Origin of the sequence: Leisingera daeponensis (assembly GCF_019801465.1) — a bacterium.
GTDB classification, from domain to species: Bacteria; Pseudomonadota; Alphaproteobacteria; order Rhodobacterales; family Rhodobacteraceae; genus Leisingera; species Leisingera daeponensis_A.
In genome coordinates this window covers 375118-399855 of record NZ_JAHVJA010000001.1, presented here as the reverse complement: position 1 = coordinate 399855, position 24738 = coordinate 375118, and the positions used below count along the sequence as shown (strand labels likewise).

Here is a 24738-nt window from a genome sequence, read left to right as displayed (position 1 = left end):
GCCTTCTCTCTCCCCAGCTGATCAAGGGGGCAGGCATGGCACAAGGCGAGACGCGCGCGGGACTGGCAGCGCTGTGGATGGTGGGCGCCATTGTGTCGTTCTCTGCCATGGCCATTGCCGGACGCGAGGCCGGGCTGACGCTGGACACCTTTGAGATCATGGCCTACCGCAGCCTGGTGGGGGTGCTGATCGTGCTGGCCGTCCTGACTGCCACGGGCCGCTGGCGCCAGGTGCGGCGGCAGCGGCTGGGGGTGCATCTGCTGCGCAATATCTTCCACTTCACCGGCCAGAACCTGTGGTTCCTGGCTGTGACTCTGATTCCCCTGGCGCAGGTCTTTGCACTGGAGTTCACGTCACCGCTGTGGGTGATTATCCTGTCGCCGCTGCTGCTGGGCGAGGCGCTGACCCGGCGGCGGATGCTGGCTGCAGCAATTGGCTTTGCCGGCATTCTGATCGTGGCGCGGCCCAGCCCGGAGACGCTGAACATCGGCCTCGCGGCGGCGGCCAGCTGCGCCGTCTTCTTTGCACTGACCGCGATCCTGACCAAGCGGCTGACCCGGCATGAGCACACCGCCTCGATCCTGTTCTGGCTGACCACGATGCAGCTGGCGATGGGGCTGATCGCGGCGGGATGGGACGGCGATATGGCGCTGCCTGATGCTTCCACCCTGCCCTGGCTGGTGCTGATCGGAATCGCCGGCCTGACAGCGCATTTCTGCCTGACCACCGCCCTGTCGCTGGCGCCGGCCAGCGTGGTGGTGCCGGTGGACTTTGCCCGCCTGCCCGCCATCGCCATCCTGGGCATGGTGATCTATGGCGAGGCGCTGGATGCCTGGGTGCTGGGCGGCGCTGCCATCATCTGCATCGCAAATTACCTCAACATAGTTGCAAGAGCGCCCCACGGAACCCCTCAAAGCTGATGGAAAGCAGCTAGTTGCCGTGCGGTTAATGTTGATTTGCTGAAATCCGCCCGATTACGTTCGCGTAAAGCGGCTTGGAGGAGCTGCAATTCAGGGAGGAACAATGAAACGCTATCTTGCAACCTCAGCGGCACTGGCGCTGGTATCGGGGTCTGCCATGGCGAGCGGTCTGGACCGCACCGGCCAGCCCATCGGTCTCATCTTCGAAGACGGCAACTACGCGGAGTTTTCGTTCGCGACAACGTCGGTGGACCTGTCGGGCAATGACCGCACGTCACTGAATCCGCTTGGCTCTGCAACCGGCGATGTCGGTGACCGGTTCAACATGTTCGGGGCGGGCTACAAGCGCGACATCAACGAGCAGCTGTCGTTCGCGCTGATCTTCGATCAGCCGTGGGGCGTGGATATCGCCTATCCCACCAGCGGCTCCCTGCTGCTTGGCGGCACCACAGCGCAGGCGGATTCCAACGCCCTCACCGCCCTGCTGCGCTACAAGTTCAATGACCGCTTCAGCGTCCACGGCGGCATCCGCTACCAGGAAATTGACGGTGAGATCAATCTGCAGGGGGGCGCCTACACCTCCATCGGCGGCTCTTACAATGTGAAGGTGAACAAGGACGGCGCCTTTGGCTGGGTGGCCGGCGTGGCCTACGAGATCCCCGAGATCGCCCTGCGCGCGGCACTGACTTACAGCTCCGAGATTGAGCATGATTTCGATCTGAATGAAACTTTCGCCACAACAGCAACCGCCGCCACCGCGACCAAGACCAAGACGCCGCAGTCGGTGAACCTGGACTTCCAGACCGGAATCGCCAAGGACACGCTGCTGTTCGGCGGCATCCGCTGGGCGGAACACAGCGTCACCGATCTGGTGGTGCCTGGCCTGAGCACCCTTGCCGGCCGGTCAATCGACCTGATCGACCTGGACGACTCGGTGACCTACACATTGGGCGTTGGCCGCGCCTTCAACGAGAACTGGTCCGGCTCGGTGGCTCTGATTTACGCCGATGCGGACGGGGACGACCTGGTTTCGCCGCTGGCGCCGACCCACGGCTATGAGGCGATCCGCGTGGGCGTACAATACAAGCAGGACAACATGACGGTCTCCGCCGGTGTGCGCTACACCCAGCTGGGGGATGCGGTTGCCTCGCCCGGCGGCAACCCTGTCAGCAACTTTCAGGACAACGATGCCGTCAGCTTCGGCCTGAAGGTCGGCTTCCACTTCTGATCAAGGCACGTAGCAGACAGCATGCCCCGCCCCCTTCCGGGGCGGGGTTTTCTTTTGCCGCGGCGCAAGCGCGCATGGAATTGACCAAGGCCCCGCAGGTGGCTAGCAAGGCGTGACACCTTCAGGGACTTGAACTTTCATGCTTTACTCTTCCGCACAGGACTGGCGCGGCGCGCCGAACAAACGGGTGCTGTTCTTTGGCATGTCCGGGCTTGGAAAAACCTATGTCAGCAACGTTTTGCGCGGGGCCGGCAGCTGGTTCCACTACTCGGTCGATTACCGCATCGGCACCCGCTACATGGGCGAGTACATCGCCGACAACGCCAAGGCCGAGGCGATGAAAGTGCCGTTTCTGCGCGAGCTGCTGCTGTCGGATTCGATCTTCATCGGCTCCAACATAACCTTTGAGAACCTGACGCCGGTTTCCGCCTACCTCGGCAAACCAGGAGACGAAGCCAAAGGCGGCCTGCCCATCCTTGAATACAAGCGGCGCCAGGAGCAGTTCCGGGTGGCCGAGATCCGCGCGCTGCTGGATACGGAGTACTTTGCCGGCCGCGCCCAGCAGCTTTACGGCTACCCCAATTTCATCTGCGACACCGGCGGTTCGATCTGTGAATGGGTCGACGCGAGCAACCCGAATGACCCTGTGCTGACCGAACTCAGCAAGCACACGCTGATGGTCTGGATCAAGGGCGACGAGGCCCATACCGAGAAGCTGGTGCGCCGCTTTGACCGCGCGCCCAAGCCAATGTCCTATCAGCCGGAGTTCCTGGACCGGGTCTGGCAAGAGTATCTCAAGGAAAACGGCATAGCTGAAAGCGATGTGGACCCCGATGCGTTCATCCGCTGGACCTATGCCCAGGCGCTGGCGCACCGCCAGCCGCGCTATCAGGCGATGGCGGACAATTGGGGCGTGACCGTAACCGCCGACCAGATCTCTGCCGTCAAGGATGAGGCCGGTTTCGTGGATTTGATCGCCTCGGCCCTTGAGGCCCGCGGCTAGGCCGCTTATCTGACAACCTCCGCTATATCGCACAACCTTCCGCAAATCAGGACAGTGACATGCCCATCAAGATCCCCGCAGACCTCCCCGCCTATGACGTTCTGACGAACGAAGGCGTGATGGTCATGTCGCCGGATCAGGCGGCGCGTCAGGATATCCGGGCCCTGCGCATCGGGCTGCTCAATCTGATGCCCAAGAAGATCCAGACGGAAAACCAGTTCGCCCGGCTGATCGGCGCCACGCCCTTGCAGATCGAGCTGAGCCTGATCCGGATGACCGAGCATCAGACCAAGAACACCGCGGCTGAGCACATGGAGGAGTTCTACCACTCCTTCCAGGAAGTGAAGCACGAGAAGTTCGACGGGCTGATCATCACTGGCGCGCCGATCGAGCATCTGGAGTTTCCCGAGGTGACCTATTGGGACGAGATGCGCGAAGTCTTTGAATGGACCCAGACCAACGTGCATTCCACCTTTGGCGTCTGCTGGGGCGGGATGGCGATGATCAACCATTTCCACGGCGTGAAGAAGCACATGCTGGACCACAAGGCGTTCGGCTGCTTCCGGCACCGGAACCTGGCGCCGGCCTCGCCTTATCTGCGCGGGTTTTCGGATGATTTCGTCATCCCTGTCAGCCGCTGGACGGAAATGAAGCAGGCAGAGGTCGACGCGGTCCCGGGGCTGACAACGCTGCTGGGCAGCGATGAGGTCGGCCCCTGCCTGATCGAGGACAAGGCGCATCGCGCGCTCTATATCTTCAACCATTTCGAATACGACAGCGATACGCTGAAGCAGGAATACGACCGCGACGTGGCCAATGGCACCCCGATCAATGTTCCGGGCAATTACTACCCGGACGATGATCCCAGCCGTCAGCCGCAGAACCGCTGGCGCAGCCATGCGCATCTTCTGTACGGCAACTGGATCAATGAGATCTACCAGACGACGCCTTATGATCTGGATGAGATTGGCCGCTAGGATGCTGATCTGGGCGGGTTTCGCCATGGCGGCCGGCGCCGCGCTGACCGCCTGGCAGGCGGCCCGGCGCGAGGCCGCGGCAGAGGCCCGCCACCCGCCCCAGGGCGAGATCCTTGTCGTGGGCAGCCACCGGGTGCATGTGGTGGAAATGGGCCGGCCCAAGGGCAGCGCCCCGGATCTGGTCCTGCTCCACGGCTCCAGCGGCAACACCCGCGACATGACCTTCCGCCTGGCGCCTGCCCTGGCCAACGAATTCCGCATCCTGATCTTCGACCGCCCGGGCCTGGGCTATTCCAGCCCTCTGAACGGCAGCGGAGCCACCATCCGCCAGCAGGCCGAAGTGCTGCGCCAGGCTGCGGCGCAGATGGGCGCCGGGAAACCTGTCGTGCTGGGCCAAAGCTACGGCGGCGCGGTAGCGCTGGCCTGGGCGGTGGATCACCCCGACAGTGTCGCGGCCCTGGTGTCGGTGTCCGGTGTTGCCTACCCCTGGACCACGCCGCTGGATCCGCTGTACCGCGTCACGTCCTCCCGCTTCGGCAGTGCGGTGGCCGTGCCCTTGCTTGCGGCCTATGTGCCGGAATTTGTGGTCAGCCGCTCCTTGCAGGAAATCTTCGCCCCGCAGTCCGTGCCGGCTGGCTATGCAGAGCATTTTGGAACCGGCCTGTCGCTGCGGCGCGGCTCCCTGCGGGCAAATGCACGGCAGCGGGCGAACCTGCTGGAGGAAGTGACCGAACTGTCCCGCCGCTATGGCGGCATCACGGTGCCGCTGGAGGTCATCCACGGCAGCGAGGATGACCTGGTCAGCCCCGATCTTCATGCCGGCGGGCTGGCGCGGCACGTGGCCACCGCGCGGCTGACCCTGCTGGACGGGATCGGCCATATGCCGCAGCATGTGGCAACCGATGAGGTCGCCGCCGCCGTCCGCCGCGCTGCCGACCGCGCGCATTTGCGTTAAACCGATTCACATTCCATACTGCCATCCCATATAAGGGTTTGAGGACAGGAGGGTTTTACATGCAGCGGCCGTTTGACGGCGCGATCAGCGCCTACTTTGAAAACGCAGCCCCGAAGGACATCCGCAAGGCCATCGAAACGGCCGGCAAGGATGACATTCTGAACCCCTCCTACCCGCATGATGAACGGATGGGCCGCAAGGACTATGACAAGGAGATCGCGGCGCTTCAGATCGAACTGGTCAAGCTGCAGGCCTGGGTCAAGGCCACGGGAGAGCGGATCGCAATCATCTTCGAAGGCCGCGATGCCGCAGGAAAGGGTGGCACCATCAAGCGCTTCCGCGAGAATCTGAACCCCCGCGGCGCGCGGGTGGTGGCCTTGGCAAAACCCACTGAGGCGGAGCAAAGCCAATGGTATTTCCAGCGTTACATCCAGCATCTTCCGTCGGGCGGCGAGATCGTTTTCTTCGACCGCAGCTGGTACAACCGGGGGGTGGTCGAAAAGGTTTTCGGCTTTTGCACCGACGCGCAGCGTGAGCGGTTTTTTCACCAGGTCACGGGATTCGAGCAGGCGCTGGCGGAGGACGGCGTGCGGCTGTTCAAATTCTGGCTGAACGTCGGCCGCGCGGAGCAGTTGCGCCGGTTCCTGTCCCGCGAGCGCGACCCGCTGAAACTATGGAAGCTGAGCCCGATCGACGTCAAGGGCCTGGAGAAATGGCAGGCGTACACCGCTGCTATCGCCGAGACCCTGACACGCAGCCATAGCGCCGAAGCGCCCTGGACCGTCATCCGCTCCGATGACAAGCGGCGGGCACGGCTGGCGGCGATCCGCAGCGTGCTGCACGCAATTGAGTACGAAAACGAGGACAGCAGTGCGATCGGCGCTCTGGACACCAGGATTTGCGGAGGCCCTGATATCTGGGATGCCTAAACGCGGTTATCATCACGGCAATCTGCGCCAGGCGCTGGTGGAGGCCGCCCTGCAGCTGATCGAGGCCAAGGGGCCGACGGGTTTCACCCTGTCGGAAGCGGCAAAACAGGCGGGCGTCACCCCGGCAGCGGTCTACCGGCATTTCGAAGGGCGCGAGGACCTGATCGCGGAGGCTTCGCGGCAGGGCTACATCATGTTCGCCGACCTGATGCAGCATGCCTATGACAAGTACCAGCCTTCCGCGCTGGCGGCGTTCGAGGCAACCGGGCGGGCCTACCTCGCCTTTGCCCGCAAACACCCGGGCCACTATATCGCCATGTTCGAAAGCGGCATCTCGGTGAACCGCACGCCGGAGCTGGCCGATGCCGCCGCCCGCGCGCGGCAAATCCTGGAACGTGCCGCGGCGGACCTCAGCCAGCATATCCCGGCCGAGAAACGGCCGCCGGCCTCCATGTTCTCAGCCCACGTCCTGGCAATGAGCCACGGGGTGGTGGAGCTTTACGCCCGTAATTCCCCCGGTGCCGCCTCCCCCTTTCCTCCCGAGGATCTGCTGGAAAGCGGTATCGGCATTTACCTGCGCGGACTGGGGCTGATCGGACCGGACAGTTAAAACCGGCTGCTGGGCTGCGGTGTGCTCAACTCATCGCCAACATTGACCAGGTTCACTTCGCCGATGCCCTTGATGGTCTCCGGCCCGATATCGGTGACGCGGAACTCCTCCGACAGGGCGTCCTTCATTTCCTCCGGGGCGACGATTTTCATCGGGTTCGCAAAGACCTGCAGGCGGGAGGCAAGGTTCACCGCAGGGCCGAACACGTCATAGACGTATTTCTGGATGCCGACCACCGACCCGACAGCAGAACCGGTGCCCAGGCCGATGCGGGCCTCCCACTTGTGCTGGTGGCTTTGGTTGCGCCGGTCAAGGTATCGCAGGAACCGCGTGGCGCAATGGGCCACTGCGGTGGCGTGATCCGGCGCCGGTTCCGGCATTCCGGACACCGCCAGATAGGCATCCCCGATGGTCTTGATCCGCTCGCAGCCGTATTGCTCGACGATGCGGTCGAAGGCGGTGAAAATATCGTTCAATTCGCCCAGTGTGACCGTCGGGTCGGTTCGGGAGGCGAAATCGGTAAAGTTCACGAAGTCCAGCATCACAACCGACACCGCAGGATAAAGCTGCGGGGTGACAACGCCGAAGGTCTTGAACTCCTCGTAAACCGTCCGCGGCATCAGGTTCAGCAGCAGCCGCTCCACCCGCTCCTTCTCGCGCTCCAGCTCGCGGGTATTGCGCTCCACCATCGCGGAATAGCTGTCGATCATGCTTTCCAGTTCGCGGATTCGGGTGATGTTCTGGCATTCCACCACCAGAAGCGCCTCGTTCCGGTGGCTGGCCTGGGAGATATTGATGGCAAAAACCAGGGTGCGGCGCTTGCGCTTGATCTTGAACTCCGCCGAATAGCGCAGGCCCTCGTCGCAAATCGGTGCCAGCTCCTCCTGGCTGAGTCCGTCAATGGACTCTGTCAGCGCAGCACCTTCGCCGGGCGTGCCGAACCATTCCGCAAAGGGCTGATTGTGAAAGACAAACCCCAGGTCAGACGCGCGCACCACGGCCACCCCGACGCCGATCGCGCGCAGCAGCTGCTCGTTGATGGCGGCGATGCTCATGCCGCGTCCCGCGTGACGATGATGCTCCGTTTGTTCTCGATGGCGCTGAGCGTGGTGCGGATATCCGGTTCCGACAGGCCGTGCTGTTCCAGCGCTTTCTTCAGCAGCGCGCCCATTTCATCGAAATCCTCATGGCTGATGCCCAGGGCCCGGTGCACCGCCTCCAGCCGCTCGTCGCTGAAGGAGGCCGGTCCGCCCAGCAGAGAGGAAATGAATTTGGTCTGATGGTCGATCAGCCGCGCCATATCCACGTCGGCGAAATAGTCGCCGATCTGATCGGAATCGAGCGCGAGTTCATAAAAGGTCATCACGACCCGGCTGATCGCGCTGAATCCGCCGTATTTCTCGTAGATTGTTTGCGGCATGCCAGCGGCCCCCAAAGGGAAGCGGTCCGATCATGTTACGCCAATTTTGCGGAAAAGTTAACGCCCGGGTCATTACGTGCCGCCCGGGCCGGAAACAGGCCGGAAAATCCGCAAGCCCGAGGGCCATCCGGGATCAGGCAGCACCTGCGTCCGAGAAGGTCACCAGATCGCTGACAATCCCTTGCAGGCCTTCGATCAGATCCACTGTCGGCTGCGCTGCCAGCAGCGGTGCCATTTCCTGGATCAGCGGCAGCGGCAGGTCCCACCAGCGAAGCGCTTGCAGCTTCCTGCAAACCTCGTCGTCAAAGCGCTTGCGCACAAGCTGCGCCGGGTTGCCCGCCCAGACTTCATAAGCGCCCACATCTCCGGTCACGGTGGCATTCGGGCTGATGACGGCGCCGTCGCCGATCGACACCCCTCCGAGAAGGGTTGCGTTTGCACCGATCCAGACATCGTTGCCGATCACCACGTCCCGCCCGCGCTGCTGCGGCGCATGTGTTTCAGCGCCGCCCAGATGCTCCGTGAAAGCTTCGCCAAAGGGGAAAGCAGTGATCCTGTCCAGCGCCGGGGACTGATCCAGCATCACCCGCACGCCACGGCCGATCGAGCAGAAGGAGCCGACCGCCACATTGGCACCGCCGCCCTGCCCCTCGATCTCCATGCCCTCGTAGCCATGGGTGAAGCGGCCGATTTCCAGCTGGCCATTGCCGATCGGGGCGGTCTTAAAGTTTTCCGGTGATGTCATGGTGTTCTGCCTTCCGGTTCCCGTCCTAGGATTTCCGGGACACCCTAGGAAATCTTTCTAAAGGAACCCTGAAGGCAGCGCGACATCACCGGAATACTGGTACGGCGATGGAATGCTCCTCTTTCAAATGCGGCACCGGGGCCAGGGCCAGCGCGGCGTACAGGCCTATTCTTTCGAGAAATTCCGTGACCTGCAGGCGCTGATGGATAACATCGCAAGCAATTGCCATAGGTACGCTTACCAGCCTCTGCCCCGCCTCTGCCCCGCTTCTAAGCCTCATTGCAACGGCGGTTGACTGCACAGGCTGGAGGGAAAAAGGATTGCAATGACCAAGCTTTTATAAACGATGATTGCTGTTCTGACGTCAGCTGGTCCGCTCTTGGCGCAAGACGCCAAACCGATGCATCTGGTTCTGGAAGAGCGGGAGTATTTCAACAAAGTTGCCGATGAAGTCTGCGAGGGCGAGCTCAGCCGCTGGGATGAGTTGGTGGCCCGCGGCAACACCATCGACGCATTCCCCCCGCAGGCCGCCGTTTCATTGGGCTGGATCATGACCAATGAAGATTGCCGCGGAAACCCCATACCGGACGATATGGAGAAAGTTCAGTACCGGCTCAACCTGCACGCCGCAGCCCATGGGTATCCGATTGCAATGTGCAACCTGGCCCACATGCTGATCGTTGGCGAGGGCACAGACCCGAGCCGCGGCGCCCAGCTGGCGATCAAGTCTGCTGAAGCGGGATACTTTCCGGCTGCAGCCAATTTGGCCAAGCAGCTGTCAACCGGGGAACACATGCCCCGCAACCTGAAGCCGGCGGTCCGGCTGAATGAATTCGCAGAGGAAAACGGGGGTCCGGTGACGCATTGCAGAATGCCAAACAGGCCTACAGGGACGCGCTCTGGGAGTGATGCAGCGGCACGCACCGCCAGCAACGGAAAGGGCCGCCCAACAGGCGGCCCTTTCGCAATACTGTCCCTCGAAACGCTTAGCGCTTGGAGAACTGGAACGAACGGCGGGCTTTGGCCTTACCGTATTTCTTACGTTCGACAACGCGGCTGTCGCGGGTCAGGAAGCCGGCCGCTTTCAGCGCGCCGCGCAGCGACGGATCGTACAGCTGCAGCGCTTTGGAGATGCCGTGCTTGACCGCACCGGCCTGACCGGACAGGCCGCCGCCTTTGACGGTGGCGTAGACGTCGAACTGGTCTTCAACGCCGGCAACCGTGAACGGCTGGCGCAGGATCATCTGCAGCACCGGACGGGCGAAGTACTTGTTGATTTCCTTGCCGTTCACCTCGACCTTGCCGGAGCCCGGCTTGATCCAGACGCGGGCAACAGCGTCTTTACGCTTGCCGGTGGCATAGGAGCGGCCCAGTTCGTCACGAACCGGCTCACGCGCGATGGTTTCTTCAGCCACTGCTTCCACACCGGTTGCAGCTGCGAGCTCTTCAAGAGTGTTGATCTGATCAGCCATCGGTATCAGCTCCGGGTGTTTTTCTTGTTCATGGATTTGACGTCCAGAACTTCAGGTGCCTGGGCTTCATGCGGGTGCTCGGCGCCGGCATAGATACGCAGGTTGGTCATCTGCTGGCGCGACAGGCGGTTGCCCGGCAGCATGCGCTTAACGGCCTGGAACACGACACGCTCCGGGTGCGCGCCTTCCAGGATTTCCTGTTTGGTGCGCGACTTGATGCCGCCCGGGTGGCCGGTGTGCCAGTAGAAGTGCTCTTCGCGCTTCTTGCCGGTCATCTGCACCTTGTCGGCGTTGATGATGATGACGTTGTCGCCCATGTCCATATGCGGAGTGAAGGACGCTTTGTGCTTGCCACGCAGGCGCATGGCAACGATCGAGGCAAGACGGCCCAGAACAACGCCCTCGGCGTCGATCAGGATCCACTTCTTCTCGATATCTGCCGGTGTAGCAGAGAAGGTTTTCATGGCAGGTCAATCCTGTTTGTCGTGAAGGCAGAATCCCAGTGGTTCCCTGCCTGAATTCGATGGACGGGGTTTACGGGCATCCCGGGCCCCAGTCAACACCGGGAAACAACATTAACCTGTTTAAAATCAAGGTGTTAAAAAATAGGTATAATAATACCCCAAGAATTCCCTCCCTGTTCAGACTGCGGTGTTGTCAATAACGCACACCCGCACACATTCCCACCAGCGCATGGTGCCGCCGTTGGTCTCCCATGAAACCGGGCGCTAAGCCCCCGCGCAGGAAAACAACTTAAGAGAATGGCCACTCATGTTTCGCAAAATAGCTTTTGCCTGCACGCTTCCTGTAATCCTCGGCGCCTGCATGCAGAACGCCGAAGTCTCCGCCCCACCGGTCACAGCTGCCCTCAAGCACGAAGGCATTACTGCTCCCCGCGTTCAAGGCTACAAGGAGCTTACCTTCCGGACGCATGTCATTCTTGACAAGGAAAAGCTGGAAGAAACAGGCGGCTACCCCAGCAGCGACAACATGCAAGAAGTCGTCGGCGCAAAATGCACCATCGAAAGCGCCGAATTCAAGGCGGCATTCATAACCCCCGCCAAGGTCAACGTCCCGACGCTGAAACGGCAGCCAACGGACGCGTATGTAAAATGCGCAACCGGCAGCCAGTCCGGAGACGCCACTTTGGCCCCGATGCTTAACGGCACTGTCGTTGGCGGCGCGTCGGCTGCTGGGCTTCTGGCGGCAGCGGTAACCGCCGGGATCGCGGCAGGCCGTGACGTCTGGTCGTTCAATGCCAATCACACCTCTGGCGTTTCGATCCAGGTTGAATAACGTCTGGTCGAACCCGTCCGGAATGGGGCCCGCAGGCGCCGGGCCCCATTATACACTTCCTCTAAACGCTGATCTGCTCCGGCGGATTGTCCAGAAGGGCGCGCAGGCGCAGCATCGCCTCTTCAAACTGCTTCAAGGGCACATGCGCGTTGATGGCGATGCGGACCGCATGGGGCGCGCGGCCGTCACGCAGCGCAAATTCGTCCGCTGACCGGATCTGCACACCATTGGCCTCCGCCGCGCGGGTGAAGGCGGCAGCGCGCCAGCCCGATGGCAGTTTGAGCCACAGGAACGGAACCTCCGGATTCCAGGTCAGGTCAAAACCGCCGAGCGCATTGACCGCCACGCGCACATAGCGGGCCATTTCACTGCGGACCGACTGCACCAAGCCGGGCAGCCGCGGATCGGAGAGCAGGATCCGCACGACTTCCGCCAGCGGCTGCGCCAGACCGAAGTAACCGTATTCCGCAACCCGGCGCAGGTCCGCTGCCCGCCCTTCCGGCGCCAGGGCGAAACCGACGCGCAGGGCTGGCGTCAGGATCTTGGAGATCGAAGAAACGTGCCAGGCCAGTTCCGGCGCCAGCGCCCGGTAGCTGGGCGCCCGCGATTCTCCGAGGCGGTAGCAGTCATCCTCGACAATCTGCACACCGTGGCGGCGGGCGATGCGGACAATTTCCTTGCGCCTCTCCAAAGGGGTAAACAGGCCGGTGGGATTTTGCACTTCCGGGCTGGTGCAGATGACCGTTGCACCGGATTTGCGGATCGCAAGCTCCATGGCGTCCGGAAGGATGCCGTGCTCATCCATGGCGACCTCGACCACTTGCGCGCGCAGAAGCTCTGACGCGCGCCGGAAGCCGGCATAGGTCAGATCCTCGACCATGATCACCGGCTGCGGCCCCTCCAGGATTGCCTGCAGAACCACCATGATACCGTTCTGGCCGCCGTGGGTCAGGACAATGTCGTTTTCACTGACGGTTCCCACTGGCGACTGGCCCACCCAAGCGGCAGCAGCCTGGCGCACCGGCAGGTAGGCATCGCGGGTCGGATAGTTGAGAAAACGGTAGGCTTCCCCTTCCGCCACCTTATGCAGCGCCTCGCGCACCGCGGCCACCTGCCCCATGTCGGCAATCCGCGGGCTGAACAGGCTGACATGGCCGGGATCGCGCGCCTCCAGCAGATGCAGTTGCCGCGACCATACGTCATCGGGCACCGGGTTTTTCTTTTCCGCTACAAAGGTGCCGCGCCCGACTTCGGCCTGCAGCACGCCTTCGTCGGTCAGGATGCTGTAGGCCCTTGCCACGGTGCCAGGAGTAATACTCAACTGGTACGCGAGATCGCGCACCGGAGGCAGCTTTGTACCAGTTTTCAAACTTCCCGCCGCAACGGCTGACCGGATTGTATCTGCAACCTTTTTGTACTTGGGGCCTTTTGCCTCCCCCAAGCTCTGCGGCCAAATTGTACCCATTACAATCCATCCTTGGACAATATTGCACCCTCTTTGTATCAAAACACCACGACAAATCTACAGGATTGTATCAATACAATACAGAGGAAGCCTCCCATGGCACAGCATACGCAAATGGCACAATCGAACATGTCCTATCTGAACAGCCGTCCGGCCCTGCCGGTTCTGGCGCAGTGGGCCGTCTCCTTTGCCGTGCTGGTGACCAAGTGGAGCCTGCGCCATCGCACCCGAACCCATTTGAAACGTCTGAGCGATACGCAGCTGAAGGACATCGGGCTCTCCCGCGAGGACGCCCATTATGAAGCCACTCTTCCGTTCTGGCGCCCGTGATCCCCTGGGCAAAGGAACAACCTGACGGCCGGGGCATGCCCCGGCCTTTTTTTTGCACCCGCCGGACCGGTGCCGTCCTGGTGAAGCGGGTTCGCTAGACACCCGGAACATGCGCAGCTCAGGTTGCGCCGGATAAATTGCGCCTTGGCGCGACCGCGGCTTCTTGCTAGGCGCAGCGGGATGGAACCAGATTGGCAGATTTGATGCAGCGCGACCCCATTCTTGTTGTTGACCGCGAGACCGGCGAGACCTTTGAGGAGGCCGTGCTGGGCGAGAAATGGATCCGCTGGGCCTATCAGAATGCCAGCGCGCGGCCGGTGGAGAAACTGCTGTTCCGCTCCGCCCTGGTCAGCCGACTGATGGGGGCATGGTTCGACTCGCGGTTTTCCCGGGGCAAGATCGCCGCGGTCATAGACGCACTCTCCATCGACATGAGCGAGGCCACTGCCCCGGCCGAAAGCTATGGCTGCTTCAACGACTTCTTTGTCCGGCACCTGAAGCCCGAGGCCCGCCCCTTCAGCCCGGATCCGAAGGACATCGTTTCCCCCGCCGACGGCCGGGTCCTTGTGTTTCCGCAGCTGGCCGAAGATGTTTTTGTCCCGGTCAAGGGCCACCCGATGTCAGTGCGCACTATGCTGCCCGGCATAGCCGACCGCTTCATCGGCGGCGCGCTGGCGATCGTGCGGCTGTGCCCCGCGGATTACCACCGCTACCACTTTCCTGCCGCGGGCAGGATTACCGCATCACAGGACATTCCCGGCGCTCTCCATTCGGTGAACCCGATTGCACTCGGCGCCGGGCCGGATGTGTTCGGCGAAAACAAGCGGACATGGACGCTCATCGAAACCGGGACGCTGGGCACCTATTGCTTTGTCGAGGTGGGCGCCTTCGGCGTTGGCTCCATCGTGAACACCCGCACAAGCGGCGCAGTGCAAAAGATGGACGAAAAGGGCTATTTCAGGTTCGGCGGCTCCACTGTGGTGATGGTTTTCGAGCCTGGAAAGGTGCAGTTCTCTAAGGATCTGGCGGCAAACAGCGCGATAGGCCGGGAAACGCTGGTGAAGGTCGGTCAGCCGCTGGCCACCGCGCTCTAACGCTTGGGCGGGATCGAATAGGTCATCGACGCGCGGGCGACCGGTTCTGCCTGGCCTTCGGAATACATCAGCACATCGGCCACCGCCAGAACCCGGCCCAACTTCAACAGCCGCGCTTCGGCGATAACATCCGCGCCTGCCACCGGTTTGCGCATGAAATCCAGCGAGCAATTGGTGGTCACCGCCAGCGCCTCCTGGCCCAGCCGCGACAGGATAAGCGCATAGATCGCGCAATCGGCCAGCGCAAACATCGACGGGCCCGACACGGTGCCGCCCGGCCGCAAATGCCGCTCCGCCGTCAGCAGGCGCATCCGCAAGCCCTGCTCATCCATCGCATCGATGGCAAAGTCATCTTTCACCTGCGGAAAAATCTCATGCAGGTATTCCGTCAGACCTGCGACATCAAATGCCAGAGCCATGCTTTTCCTTTCCTTTCACGCTGATTAGAGTTGCCGCAACCCTTGGGAGGAGAGCAAGATGGCAATTCTGGAACGTTGCGACACTGGGAGTATCGCCCGGCTGACAATGAACACGCCGGAGAAGCTGAACGCCCTGTCGGATGAGATGCTGGCAGCGCTGCAGGAACAGATCGAGGCGCTGCGCGAAGACAGCAGCGTCAAGGTGGTGATCCTGTCCGGCACCGGCAAAGGTTTCTGCGCCGGCCATGACATTAAGCAGATGACTGCAGGCCGTGCGGGCGCAGATGGCGGCAAGGCATACTTCCAGGATCTGTTTGCCCGCTGCACCAGCGTGATGACCGGCCTGCAGTCCCTGCCCCAGCCGGTGATCGCCCAGGTTCACGGCATCGCCACCGCAGCGGGCTGCCAGCTGGTTGCCTCCTGCGATCTGGCGGTGACTGCGGAAGGCACGAAGTTTGGCGTCAACGGGGTGAACATCGGCCTGTTCTGCTCCACCCCAATGGTGGCCCTGTCGCGCAACATCCCGCGCAAGCAGGCGTTTGAGCTGCTGACAACGGGGGAGTTCATCGACGCCGCCCGCGCCGTCGAACTGGGGCTGGCCAACCGCGCCGTGCCGCTGGACCAGCTGGAGGCGGAAACCAACCGGCTGGCCGAAACCATTGCCTCGAAACTGGGAGCTGCGGTGAAGATCGGCAAGCAGGCGTTTTATCAACAGCTGCAGATGCCGCTGGATCAGGCCTACGCCTATACCAGCGGGGTGATCGTCGAGAACCTGATGTACCGCGACACTATCGAAGGCATGGCCGCCTTCATTGAAAAACGCGCGCCCGACTGGCAGGAGTGAAATTTTCCGAAAATTAACGGAAAGCTTTAGCCTTTGTTTACCAATAGGAACGTAGTGTTTCCGTAATGGGCCAAACGACCGCCTTTCAATTCGGGCGGAAAGATGGCAAAGATTGGGCAAGGCCGCTGAGCAGTCACCGGCCCGCACAATTTGGGCTGCTGCTGCGGAAGGGTCCCTCCAACCGGCTCTCTCACCCCGGTGATCCATTCCCGCAGCGGCGGCCCCAAATTTACCTTCAAACCCGCAACCCTAATTATGCATCCGGCCGCCCCTGAGAGCATGCCGGAAACGCCCATCCCTGTTGCACCGGCCCGCCCCCTGTCCTATGTGGCGGGCATGACAGATCATTCGGCAAAAACACTGCATATCGTGGGCGGCGGCATGGCCGGCTCGGAAGCGGCCTGGCAGGCGGCAAACATGGGCGTCACTGTGGTAATCCACGAAATGCGCCCCAAAGTGGAGACCTTTGCCCACCAGACCGGCAACCTGGGTGAAATGGTTTGCTCCAATTCCTTCCGCTCCGATGATGACGAGCAGAACGCGGTCGGCCTGCTGCACTGGGAAATGCGTGCTGCCAACGGGCTGATCATGACCACCGCGGATGAACACCGGCTGCCCGCCGGCGGCGCCTTGGCCGTGGACCGCGAACCCTTCGCCGAATCCGTGACCGCCAAGCTGAAGGCGCATCCGAATGTGTCTGTCTCTTATGAGGAGGTCACCGAATTGCCCGCGGAGGGCCACTGGATCTTTGCCACCGGCCCGCTGACCTCGCCGGAACTGGGCAAGGCGATCCAGGCCGAGACCGGCGCCGAGGCGCTCGCCTTCTTCGACGCTATTGCGCCGATCGTCTACGCCGAGTCGATCGACATGAGCCAAGCCTGGATGCAGTCGCGCTACGACAAGGGCGAAACCGAGGAAGAGCGCACCGCCTACCTCAACTGCCCGATGACGAAGGACCAGTACGAGGCCTTCATCGACGCCCTGCTGGCCGCCGACAAGACCGAATTCCACGAGGGCGAGACCGCTGGATATTTCGACGGCTGCCTGCCGATCGAGGTGATGGCGGAACGCGGCCGCGAAACCCTGCGCCACGGGCCGATGAAGCCGGTAGGACTGACCAATCCGCACCAGCCGGACGTCAAGGCTCATGCGGTGGTGCAACTGCGCCGCGACAACGCGCTGGGGACGCTGTTCAACATCGTTGGCTTCCAGACCAAGATGAAATACGGCGCCCAGACCGAAGTGTTCAAGATGATCCCGGGGCTGGAGAACGCCAGCTTTGCCCGGCTTGGCGGCATCCACCGCAATACCTTCATCAACTCGCCCACCCTGCTGGACGCGCAGATGCGGCTGAAGTCGAAGCCGAACATCCGCTTTGCCGGTCAGATCACCGGGGTTGAGGGCTATGTTGAAAGTGCTGCCATGGGCCTGCTGGCGGGCCGTCTGGCCGCTGCTGAGATCCTCGGCCGGGAGCTTCCCGAAGTGCCGCAGGACAGTGCCATGGGCGCGCTGATCCACCACATCACCGGCGGTGCCGAGGCCAAGACCTTCCAGCCGATGAACGTGAACTTCGGCCTGTTCCGCCCGGTCGACGGCCTCAAGGGCGGCCGCCGCGGCCGCAAGGACCGCTACAAGGCCTATACCGACAGGGCAAAACAGGTCTGGCAGGAGTGGCTCAGCAACTTTTCCTAGACGCTGCGCAAACCGCGTGTCTAGAATTGTTGCATGAGCGAAAAATTCCTCGGTAAATCCTACGGCCTTACCAGCCAGGAGGCGACCCGCGACCACTATGACCGCTGGGCCGCCTCATATGACGCTGAAATTGCGGAGAATGGTTATGCAACGCCGGCGCGGATCGCTGCGGCGCTGTGGAAATACCTGCCGGAGCCGGACACGCCGATCCTCGATTTCGGCTGCGGCACCGGCCTTGCAGGCCTGGCGCTGCGCGCGGCCGGCTACAACGTGGTCGACGGGCTGGAACCGTCCCCCGAGATGCTGGCCAAGGCACGGAACAAAGGGGCCTACAGGAACCTGTCCGAACTGGATGTCACCGACAAAGCACCGGTCAAACCCGGCACCTACCGCGCGATCGTCGGCTGCGGCGTACTGGGCACCGGCGCAGCACCGCCCGCCGCCTTTGACGTGATCATGCGCGGGCTGGACCGCAAGGGGCTGTTTGCCTTTTCCTACAACGATCATGCGCTGGAGGACCGGGCCTACACCGGCAAGCTCAATGAATGGCTGGACTGTTCGGCCGCACGGCTGCTATTCCGGGAACACGGGGATCACCTGCCCGGCATCAACCTGAAGTCCACCGTCTATGTAATTGAGAAAGCGTGACATTCACTACACGTTTTGCACCGTCGCCAACCGGACCGCTGCACCTGGGGCATGCCTATTCCGCCTTGCTGGCGCATGATATGGCCGTGGCGGAAGGCGGCACTTTTCTGCTGCGCATCGAGGATATCGACCAGTCACGCGCGCGGCCGGAGTGGGAGGCGCAGATTTACGGGGATTTGGAGTGGCTCGGACTCCGGTGGCCGCAACCGGTCATGCGCCAGTCCGACCGGCTGCCGCGCTATCAGGCAGCAATGGAGCAGCTGACCGCCATGGGCCTCACCTACCCCTGCCGCTGCAACCGCGCCGATATCGAGGCCGCTGCAGGGGCTCCGCAGGAAGGGATGCCGCAATTCGGCCCCGACGGCCGCATCTATCCAGGCACCTGCCGCGGCCGCCTGCCTGGCGCGGCTTCCGGCCGCGACGTGATCCGGCTGAATATGGAAAAGGCCGTCCGGGCCGCAGAGCCGGGAAGCTTCACCGAAACCGGGCCGGATCATGACGGCACGCATCATCTGGATCCGGAACAGCTGATCTCGGCCGTTGGCGACATCATCCTGGTGCGCCGCAATATGGGCGGTTCCTACCACCTGTCCGTGGTGGTCGACGACGCAGACCAGGGAATCACGCACGCGGTACGCGGTGCCGACCTGTTCGAAGCCACCCAGATCCACGTGCTGCTGCAAAGCCTGCTGGGGCTGCCCGCGCCCGTCTATCACCACCATCGCCTGATCCGTGATGAAAGCGGCAGACGCCTCGCCAAGCGCGATGACGCCCGCGCCATTGCCAAGTACCGCGCCGAGGGCGCTACCCCGCAAGACATCCGCGAAATGGTGGGCCTGCCGCCTTCTTCTTCCTGAAAAAATTCCCGCCGGAGGCACGGCCCGCCACGGCCGTTATTCCATTGGCCTCATCAGTTCGACCTCTTCCCCGTCCCGCACCGCGGTATAGAAACAGGCCCGCCGGTTGGTGTGGCAGGCCGCCCCGGTCTGGCGCACCAGCGCCAGAAGGCAATCGCGGTCGCAGTCGACGCGCAAATCGATCAGTTCCTGCACATGGCCGGACGTCTCGCCCTTTACCCAGAACGACTGGCGTGAACGCGACCAATAGGTAACCCGCCCGGTCTCCAGCGTGCGCGCCACGGCATCGGCATTCATCCAGGCCATCATCAGAACCTCGCCGGAGGTGTCGTCCTGAGCAATGCAGGGGATCAGCCCGGCGTCATTGTAAGTCAGGCTGGCGGGATCAAAGGACATGGCTAAAAACCTTTTGCATCTGCTGTTCGGCTCCCTATGTATGGGGAACCTGCAAAATGGGAAAGACCGGGAAAGCGATGTCTGGCGATAATGATCTGATCAAGCTTTATTCCTCGCGCATTCTGGCGCTGGCCGCCGACATTCCGCATCTGGACCGGCTCGAGGCGCCGGACGCCACGGTCAAGAAGCGTTCGCCGCTTTGCGGCTCTGCTGTCACCGTCGACATCACAGTTGAGGACGGCCGGATCACGGAGTTCGGTCAGGACGTGAAAGCCTGTGCGCTGGGTCAGGCTTCAGCGGCGGTGGTGGGCGCCAATGTGATCGGCCGTTCGCTGGCCGAGGTGGAGACGGCCCGCGATCAGCTGAAGGCCATGCTGACCCAGGACGGCCCGGTGCCGGAGGCCCCGTTTGACGGCCTGGAAGTGCTACAGCCCGCGCGCGAATTTAAGAACCGCCATGCCTCGATCATGCTGGCACTGGAGGCGACGCTGGAAGCCATGCAGACCGCCGCCAAGGAGCAGTGCGCTTAAAGCCAGCCCCATTACAGACGAAACAAACTGCAGAGCGCGCCATTCCGTTTCCGGACGGAGGCGATCGGCGGCATCCCCCTGTCCAGTATGAAAAAACCGCCGCACATCCGGGCAGATGGCGGCGGCAGTCATGCTCTGCGGTGCGGGACCCGGGCGGGCCAGGCAGGATCTACAGGCAATTCAGCCGAAGATCGGGCCAATGGGGATCGGGACAGGCGGATGATCCCCGGAAACAGTCCGGGACAGGAAAGGGCCGGCCCGGCACAGCAGAGGCATTCAGGAATACGGTACGGGTGTCAGAACAGCCCCGGAAGATGCAGCGCCGCCACCAGCATCACCATCAGCGAGGCCGCGCCGATGGCGTCCTGCAGCAGGGTCGAATGGGCGTTTTGAATGGTGGTCTTGATCTGTGCAATCATGGCTCGGGCCTCCTCCAGTCTGCGTCGCTGCTCTCAGGCAATCTTGTTGCCTCTTTGTTCTCATTTTCTGGAGCACCTGTAAAGAACTTTTTGAGAACATTTGCGAACGAAAAGGAACACCTCAAGAGAACAAACGCGCGAGATCCGCTCAACCTACTGAAATCAAACGGATCGCCTGATCCTGCTTCATCAGCCACAGGAGAACACGCGCCGCCATGCCACGGTCGCTTTCCAGCTTGGGATCAGCGGCCAGAAGCGCCCGCGCATCGCTTTGGGCCACCGCCATCAGACCGGCCTGGCGTTCCAGGTCTGCGATACGGAACCGCGGCAGGCCGGATTGCGCGGTGCCGATCACGTCGCCCGCCCCGCGCATCTGCAGATCGGTTTCCGATATCCGGAAGCCGTCCTCGGTTTCGCGCAGCACCTCCAGCCGCTTGCGGGCGCCTTCGGTCAGCGGCGGCTGGTACATCAGCAGGCAGGTCGAGTCGGCACTGCCGCGCCCCACCCGTCCGCGCAGCTGATGCAGCTGCGCCAGGCCGAAGATTTCCGCCCGTTCGATCACCATGATCGAGGCATTGGGCACGTTCACCCCGACCTCGATCACCGTGGTGGCGACCAAGACCTTGGTTTCCCCTGTCACAAATGCAGCCATCGCCGCATCCTTTTCGGCGGGCGGCATCTGGCCGTGCACCAGACCGGCTTCGCCCTCCCCCAGCACCGCGCGCAGATGCTTGAAACGCTCCTCCGCCGCGGTCAGGTCGCTCAACTCTGATTCATCCACTAGCGGGCAGACCCAATAGCACTGCCGCCCCTCGGCAATCGCCTTGCGCAAGTGGTCGACCACCTCCTGCATCCGTTCCGTGCTGATGACCGCGGTCTTAACCGGTTTGCGCCCCGGCGGCTTCTCATCCAGCACCGAAACATCCATGTCGCCGTACTGCGCCAGAGCCAGCGAACGCGGGATCGGCGTTGCGGTCATCACCAGAACATCGGCCCCCTTGCCTTTCTCGGCCAGCTCCATCCGCTGGCGAACGCCAAAACGGTGCTGTTCATCGACAATCGCGAGGCGCAGGTCGCGGAATTCGACATCCTGCTGGAACACCGCGTGGGTGCCGACCAGGATGTGAATATCGCCGCGCTTCAACGCCGCCAGCTTGGCCTTGCGCTCAGCCCCCTTGTCGCGGCCTGTCAGGATCTCGATCACCACCCCGGCATCTTCGGCAAGCGGCGCGAGACCCTCCATATGCTGCTGCGCCAGAATGCCGGTCGGCGCCATCATCACCCCCTGACCGCCAGCTTCAACAGCCACCAGCAAGGCCATGAAAGCAACCAGGGTTTTCCCGGCGCCTACATCACCCTGCAAGAGCCGGTTCATGCGCTTGGCAGAAGCCATGTCGGCTGAGATTTCCTCGATGGCCCGCGCCTGCGCGTTGGTCGGTTTGTAGGGCAGCGCCTTGAGAACCCGCGACTGGAGACGGCCCGTCGCATGGCTTTCGATCCCGCGGGCCTTGCGTTCCCTTAGCCGCGCCAGCGCCAGAGTCAGCTGATGCGAAAACAGCTCGTCATAGGCCAGCCGCGCCCGGGCGGGAGACAGCGGGCCCAGGTCATCCGGGCCTTGCGGCGCATGGGCGGTCTGCAGCGCCTCGTGCCAGGCAGGCCAGTTTTCCCGCAGCATCTGCGCCGGATCGATCCACTCCGCCAATTCCGGCATCCGCGACAGAGCGCTTTGCGCTGCCTTGTACATGGTTTTCTGCGTGACCCCGTGGGTCAGGCTGTAGACCGGCTCATATTCCGGAATGTCATGCGCCTCTGCCACCGGCAGCATGTGGTCCGGATGAACCATCTGCGCCAGCCCGTCAAACAGCTCCAGCTTGCCCGAAACCACCCGGCGGGAGCCCTCCGGCAGCTGCGCCTCCAAATAGCGGCTGCGGCCGTGGAAAAAGACCAGCTGAAACTCAGTCTCCGCGTCCTCAACGTGGATGCGGTAGGCGCCGCCCTTATTCCGTGCAGGCCGGTGGCGGCCCACGGTCACCTCAACCGTCACCGTAGCCGGCAAGTCCACCCCGCGGATTGTGTCCCGGCGGCGCCTATCCACCACAGAATAAGGCAGTGAAAACAACAGGTCACGCGGCGTTTCCACATCGATCTGCAGAAGGCTCTGCGCGGTTTTCGGGCCGATACCCTGCAGGGTCTCGGCACCGGCAAACAGCGGAAACAGAATTTCCGGACGCCCGCTCATGCTCCTGCAATCAACTCCAGCCAACCGTCTTCGTCCAGCGTCTGGATGCCCAGTTCCGCCGCCTTCTTGGCCTTGGACCCCGCTCCGGGACCGGCCACCAGAATGTCGGTCTTCTTGGAAACGGAGCCCGAAACCTTGGCCCCCAGAGCCTCCGCCCGAGCCTTGGCCTCGGCACGGGTCATCTTCTCCAAAGTTCCGGTGAAGACTACGGTCTTTCCGGCCACCGGACTGTCGGCGGCGGGGGCGTCCGGCGGCACGATGGTCAGCTTGGCAACCAGCCGGTCGAACGCCGCCCGCTCCTCCGGGTTGGCGAAAGCGTCTGACAGGGACAGGCCCAGAACCGCGCCGATCCCGTCCACCCCGATCAGGTCCGCCCAGGCGGCAGAAGCTTCTGCCGGAACGCCGCAGGCCGCCAAGGCTGCCGCCCGGGTTTCCGACACCTTTGCGCGCCGGCCTTCTTCGGAGGCCAGTTGACGCTCCGTCTCTTCGGCTTCATCCGCCGCCCGGTGCGCCAGAGCGGCGGGACGGGCTGCATCAATCGCATCCGCCATCGCCTGCCAATTCCGGTAATGCAGCGCCAGGTCGCGGCCTGCAACCTCGCCTGCATGGCGGATCCCCAAGGCAAATATCAGCTTGGCCAGCGGGATCGTGCGCTTTTCCTCGATCGCCGCAAACAGGTTCTCAGCGGACTTCTCGCCCCAGCCTTCGCGGTTTTTCAGCTGCTGCAGGCCGGATCCGTATTTCTCCTGCAGATCAAAGGTATCCGCGGGCTCCTTAATCCAGCCGTCGCTGTGGAACTGCTCCACCTGCTTGGCGCCCAGCCCCTCGATATCAAAGGCTGCGCGGGAGACGAAATGCTTGAGCTTCTCCACCGCCTGCGCCGGGCAGATCAAACCGCCGGAACAGCGCCGCACGGCGTCGCCCTCCTCCCGCACTGCGGGGCTGCCGCACTCCGGGCAGATCTGCGGGAACTGGTAGGGTTCCGCCTTGTTTGGCCGTTTGGACAGATCCACATCCGCCACCTTGGGGATCACGTCACCGGCGCGATAGATCTGCACCCAGTCTCCAATGCGGATATCCTTGCCGCCGCGGATCTCCTCACCCTTGGAATCACGTCCTTGAATGTAGTCTTCGTTGTGCAGCGTGGCGTTGGACACCACCACCCCGCCAACGGTGACCGGAGTGAGCCGCGCCACCGGGCTCAGCGCGCCGGTTCTACCGACCTGAATGTCGATCGCCTCAAGCCGGGTCCAGGCCAGCTCCGCCGGGAACTTATGCGCAATCGCCCAGCGGGGCGTGGTGGAGCGGAACCCCAGCCGCCCCTGCAGCGCCAGGTCATTGACCTTGTAGACCACGCCATCGATGTCATAGCCCAGCGTCGCGCGCTGCGCCTCGATGCTGCGGTAATGCGCGATCATTTCTTCGGTCGAGGCACACAGCCGGGTCAGCGGGTTGGTCTGGAAGCCAAGGGCCTTCAGCCGTTCAATCGCTTCCATCTGGGTTTCGGCCAGCGGCTCGCTCAGCTCCCCCCAGCTATAGGCGAAGAACCGCAAGGGCCGGGCTCGGGTGATCTCCGCGTCCAGCTGCCGCAGCGACCCTGCCGCCGCATTGCGCGGGTTGGCAAAGGTCTTGCCGCCGCGCTCTGCGTGACGGGCATTCAGCGCCTCAAAATCCGCATGGCTCATGTAGACTTCGCCCCGCACCTCCAGCACCTCCGGCGCACCGTCCAAATGCTTGGGAATATCGGTGATCGTGCGCGCGTTGGCCGTCACGTTTTCCCCGACGCTGCCGTCACCGCGGGTCGCCGCCTGGATCAGCGTGCCGTTCTCGTAGCGAAGGGACAGCGACAGGCCGTCGATCTTGGGCTCGGCAGTGAATGAAAGCCCGTCCGCCGGGCCGAGGCCAAGGTATTTCCGGATGCTGCGGTCGAAGTCGGCGACGTCCTCATCCGCAAAGGCGTTGCCCAGCGACAGCATCCGGACGGAATGAATGATCTTTCCGAAGCCGGAAGCCGCCGGCGCGCCGACCGCATCCAGCTGAGTGGCTTTTTCCGCCAGTTCGGGAAAGGCTTCCGCCAGTGCCCGGTAGCGCCGCTTCAGCGAATCATATTCCGCGTCGCTGATCTCCGGAGCGTCTTCCTGATGGTAAGCCAGATCCGCCGCCCGCAGCTGCTCCTCCAGCTTCAGAAATTCTGCTTCTGCGTTTTCTGCCGTCAGGCTGGCCACGTCTTTTTCTGTCATTCCTGCCTCG

At 62.7% G+C, this 24738-nt stretch carries 26 protein-coding genes; 15 read left to right on the top strand and 11 right to left on the bottom strand.

From position 1 onward, the window contains the following. Nucleotides 1-35: 35 nt before the first annotated feature. From KUV26_RS01995 to KUV26_RS01965, 7 genes are all read left to right on the top strand, one after another. The gene (locus KUV26_RS01995) at nucleotides 36-920 is read left to right on the top strand and encodes a DMT family transporter (protein ID WP_222502458.1); all 885 of its coding nucleotides are present in this window, start codon (nucleotides 36-38) and stop codon (nucleotides 918-920) included. 103 nt (nucleotides 921-1023) lie between these two features. Continuing rightward, nucleotides 1024-2148 (top strand): OmpP1/FadL family transporter, encoded by a 1125-nt coding sequence (locus KUV26_RS01990; RefSeq protein ID WP_222502457.1) that lies wholly within the window; start codon nucleotides 1024-1026, stop codon nucleotides 2146-2148. 139 nt (nucleotides 2149-2287) lie between these two features. Then, nucleotides 2288-3151 carry an ATPase gene (locus tag KUV26_RS01985; RefSeq protein ID WP_222507145.1) on the top strand — a complete coding sequence of 288 codons (864 nt, stop codon included), beginning with the start codon at nucleotides 2288-2290 and terminating at the stop codon, nucleotides 3149-3151. Nucleotides 3152-3210: 59 nt separating this feature from the next. Continuing rightward, entirely contained in the window at nucleotides 3211-4128 is a 918-nt protein-coding gene (gene metA / locus KUV26_RS01980; protein WP_222502455.1) for a homoserine O-succinyltransferase, read from the top strand. A 1-nt stretch (nucleotide 4129) separates the two neighbouring features. Next, a complete protein-coding gene (locus tag KUV26_RS01975) occupies nucleotides 4130-5083 on the top strand; it encodes an alpha/beta fold hydrolase (RefSeq protein ID WP_222507144.1) in 954 nt (317 codons plus the stop codon). Nucleotides 5084-5142: 59 nt separating this feature from the next. Continuing rightward, entirely contained in the window at nucleotides 5143-6012 is an 870-nt protein-coding gene (ppk2, locus tag KUV26_RS01970) for a polyphosphate kinase 2 (RefSeq protein WP_222507143.1), read from the top strand. Continuing rightward, nucleotides 6005-6622, top strand: a complete 618-nt coding sequence (locus tag KUV26_RS01965) for a TetR/AcrR family transcriptional regulator (RefSeq protein WP_222502452.1) — start codon at nucleotides 6005-6007, stop codon at nucleotides 6620-6622. The genes ppk2 and KUV26_RS01965 overlap by 8 nt, the downstream gene beginning before the upstream one ends. On the opposite strand, the gene KUV26_RS01960 is transcribed toward KUV26_RS01965, so the two are convergent. The 5 genes from KUV26_RS01960 to rplM form a co-directional block, all read right to left on the bottom strand. Beyond that, nucleotides 6619-7677: an adenylate/guanylate cyclase domain-containing protein gene (locus KUV26_RS01960; protein WP_222502451.1), complete on the bottom strand. Its 1059-nt coding sequence runs from the start codon at nucleotides 7675-7677 to the stop codon at nucleotides 6619-6621. The two genes, KUV26_RS01965 and KUV26_RS01960, sit on opposite strands and share 4 nt — an antisense overlap. After that, nucleotides 7674-8042, bottom strand: coding sequence for a group I truncated hemoglobin (locus tag KUV26_RS01955; protein WP_222507142.1), 369 nt, complete (start codon nucleotides 8040-8042; stop codon nucleotides 7674-7676). The genes KUV26_RS01960 and KUV26_RS01955 overlap by 4 nt, the downstream gene beginning before the upstream one ends. A 133-nt stretch (nucleotides 8043-8175) precedes the next feature. Then, complete coding sequence (locus KUV26_RS01950) at nucleotides 8176-8787, bottom strand: CatB-related O-acetyltransferase (RefSeq protein ID WP_222507141.1); 612 nt, start codon at nucleotides 8785-8787, stop codon at nucleotides 8176-8178. 986 nt (nucleotides 8788-9773) lie between these two features. After that, nucleotides 9774-10259 (bottom strand): 30S ribosomal protein S9, encoded by a 486-nt coding sequence (gene rpsI / locus KUV26_RS01945; RefSeq protein ID WP_222502448.1) that lies wholly within the window; start codon nucleotides 10257-10259, stop codon nucleotides 9774-9776. Between the two features lie 5 nt (nucleotides 10260-10264). Next, nucleotides 10265-10723, bottom strand: a complete 459-nt coding sequence (rplM, locus tag KUV26_RS01940) for a 50S ribosomal protein L13 (RefSeq protein ID WP_222502447.1) — start codon at nucleotides 10721-10723, stop codon at nucleotides 10265-10267. Between the two features lie 361 nt (nucleotides 10724-11084). Between rplM and KUV26_RS01935 the strand changes: the two genes are divergently transcribed. Further along, complete coding sequence (locus KUV26_RS01935; RefSeq protein ID WP_222507140.1) at nucleotides 11085-11555, top strand: hypothetical protein; 471 nt, start codon at nucleotides 11085-11087, stop codon at nucleotides 11553-11555. Between the two features lie 61 nt (nucleotides 11556-11616). Here the strand turns inward: KUV26_RS01935 and KUV26_RS01930 are convergent, their stop codons facing one another. Further along, complete coding sequence (locus KUV26_RS01930) at nucleotides 11617-13020, bottom strand: PLP-dependent aminotransferase family protein (protein WP_222507139.1); 1404 nt, start codon at nucleotides 13018-13020, stop codon at nucleotides 11617-11619. Nucleotides 13021-13116: 96 nt separating this feature from the next. On the opposite strand from KUV26_RS01930, the gene KUV26_RS01925 reads away from it, so the two are divergent. Both KUV26_RS01925 and asd read left to right on the top strand, forming a co-directional pair. Beyond that, entirely contained in the window at nucleotides 13117-13350 is a 234-nt protein-coding gene (locus tag KUV26_RS01925; RefSeq protein ID WP_222502444.1) for a DUF1127 domain-containing protein, read from the top strand. Between the two features lie 203 nt (nucleotides 13351-13553). Beyond that, nucleotides 13554-14444, top strand: a complete 891-nt coding sequence (gene asd, locus KUV26_RS01920) for an archaetidylserine decarboxylase (RefSeq protein WP_222507138.1) — start codon at nucleotides 13554-13556, stop codon at nucleotides 14442-14444. Here the strand turns inward: asd and KUV26_RS01915 are convergent. After that, the gene (locus KUV26_RS01915; protein WP_222507137.1) at nucleotides 14441-14863 is read right to left on the bottom strand and encodes a PaaI family thioesterase; all 423 of its coding nucleotides are present in this window, start codon (nucleotides 14861-14863) and stop codon (nucleotides 14441-14443) included. The two genes, asd and KUV26_RS01915, sit on opposite strands and share 4 nt — an antisense overlap. A 58-nt stretch (nucleotides 14864-14921) precedes the next feature. Here KUV26_RS01915 and KUV26_RS01910 point away from each other — a divergent pair, with 58 nt between their 5' ends. The 4 genes from KUV26_RS01910 to gluQRS all read left to right on the top strand — a co-directional run bounded on the left by KUV26_RS01910 (nucleotide 14922) and on the right by gluQRS (nucleotide 18904). Further along, nucleotides 14922-15707 (top strand): enoyl-CoA hydratase, encoded by a 786-nt coding sequence (locus tag KUV26_RS01910; RefSeq protein ID WP_222507136.1) that lies wholly within the window; start codon nucleotides 14922-14924, stop codon nucleotides 15705-15707. Nucleotides 15708-16043: 336 nt separating this feature from the next. Beyond that, nucleotides 16044-17399: a methylenetetrahydrofolate--tRNA-(uracil(54)-C(5))-methyltransferase (FADH(2)-oxidizing) TrmFO gene (gene trmFO, locus KUV26_RS01905; RefSeq protein WP_222507135.1), complete on the top strand. Its 1356-nt coding sequence runs from the start codon at nucleotides 16044-16046 to the stop codon at nucleotides 17397-17399. Between the two features lie 33 nt (nucleotides 17400-17432). Continuing rightward, a complete protein-coding gene (locus tag KUV26_RS01900; protein WP_222502439.1) occupies nucleotides 17433-18047 on the top strand; it encodes a class I SAM-dependent DNA methyltransferase in 615 nt (204 codons plus the stop codon). Continuing rightward, on the top strand, nucleotides 18044-18904 hold the full coding sequence (gluQRS, locus tag KUV26_RS01895) for a tRNA glutamyl-Q(34) synthetase GluQRS (protein WP_222507134.1): 861 nt from the start codon (nucleotides 18044-18046) through the stop codon (nucleotides 18902-18904). The genes KUV26_RS01900 and gluQRS overlap by 4 nt, the downstream gene beginning before the upstream one ends. 36 nt (nucleotides 18905-18940) lie before the next feature. On the opposite strand, the gene hisI is transcribed toward gluQRS, so the two are convergent. Then, complete coding sequence (gene hisI / locus KUV26_RS01890) at nucleotides 18941-19300, bottom strand: phosphoribosyl-AMP cyclohydrolase (protein WP_222507133.1); 360 nt, start codon at nucleotides 19298-19300, stop codon at nucleotides 18941-18943. A gap of 77 nt (nucleotides 19301-19377) precedes the next feature. On the opposite strand from hisI, the gene KUV26_RS01885 reads away from it, so the two are divergent. Further along, nucleotides 19378-19830, top strand: a complete 453-nt coding sequence (locus KUV26_RS01885; protein ID WP_222502719.1) for an iron-sulfur cluster assembly scaffold protein — start codon at nucleotides 19378-19380, stop codon at nucleotides 19828-19830. Nucleotides 19831-20126: 296 nt separating this feature from the next. Here the strand turns inward: KUV26_RS01885 and KUV26_RS23530 are convergent, their stop codons facing one another. The 3 genes from KUV26_RS23530 to ligA form a co-directional block, all read right to left on the bottom strand. Continuing rightward, nucleotides 20127-20249: a hypothetical protein gene (locus KUV26_RS23530; RefSeq protein WP_019296173.1), complete on the bottom strand. Its 123-nt coding sequence runs from the start codon at nucleotides 20247-20249 to the stop codon at nucleotides 20127-20129. Between the two features lie 148 nt (nucleotides 20250-20397). Continuing rightward, entirely contained in the window at nucleotides 20398-22488 is a 2091-nt protein-coding gene (gene recG / locus KUV26_RS01880; RefSeq protein ID WP_222507132.1) for an ATP-dependent DNA helicase RecG, read from the bottom strand. After that, entirely contained in the window at nucleotides 22485-24728 is a 2244-nt protein-coding gene (gene ligA / locus KUV26_RS01875) for an NAD-dependent DNA ligase LigA (protein WP_222507131.1), read from the bottom strand. Before ligA ends, recG begins: the two co-directional genes overlap by 4 nt. Nucleotides 24729-24738: the final 10 nt, after the last annotated feature.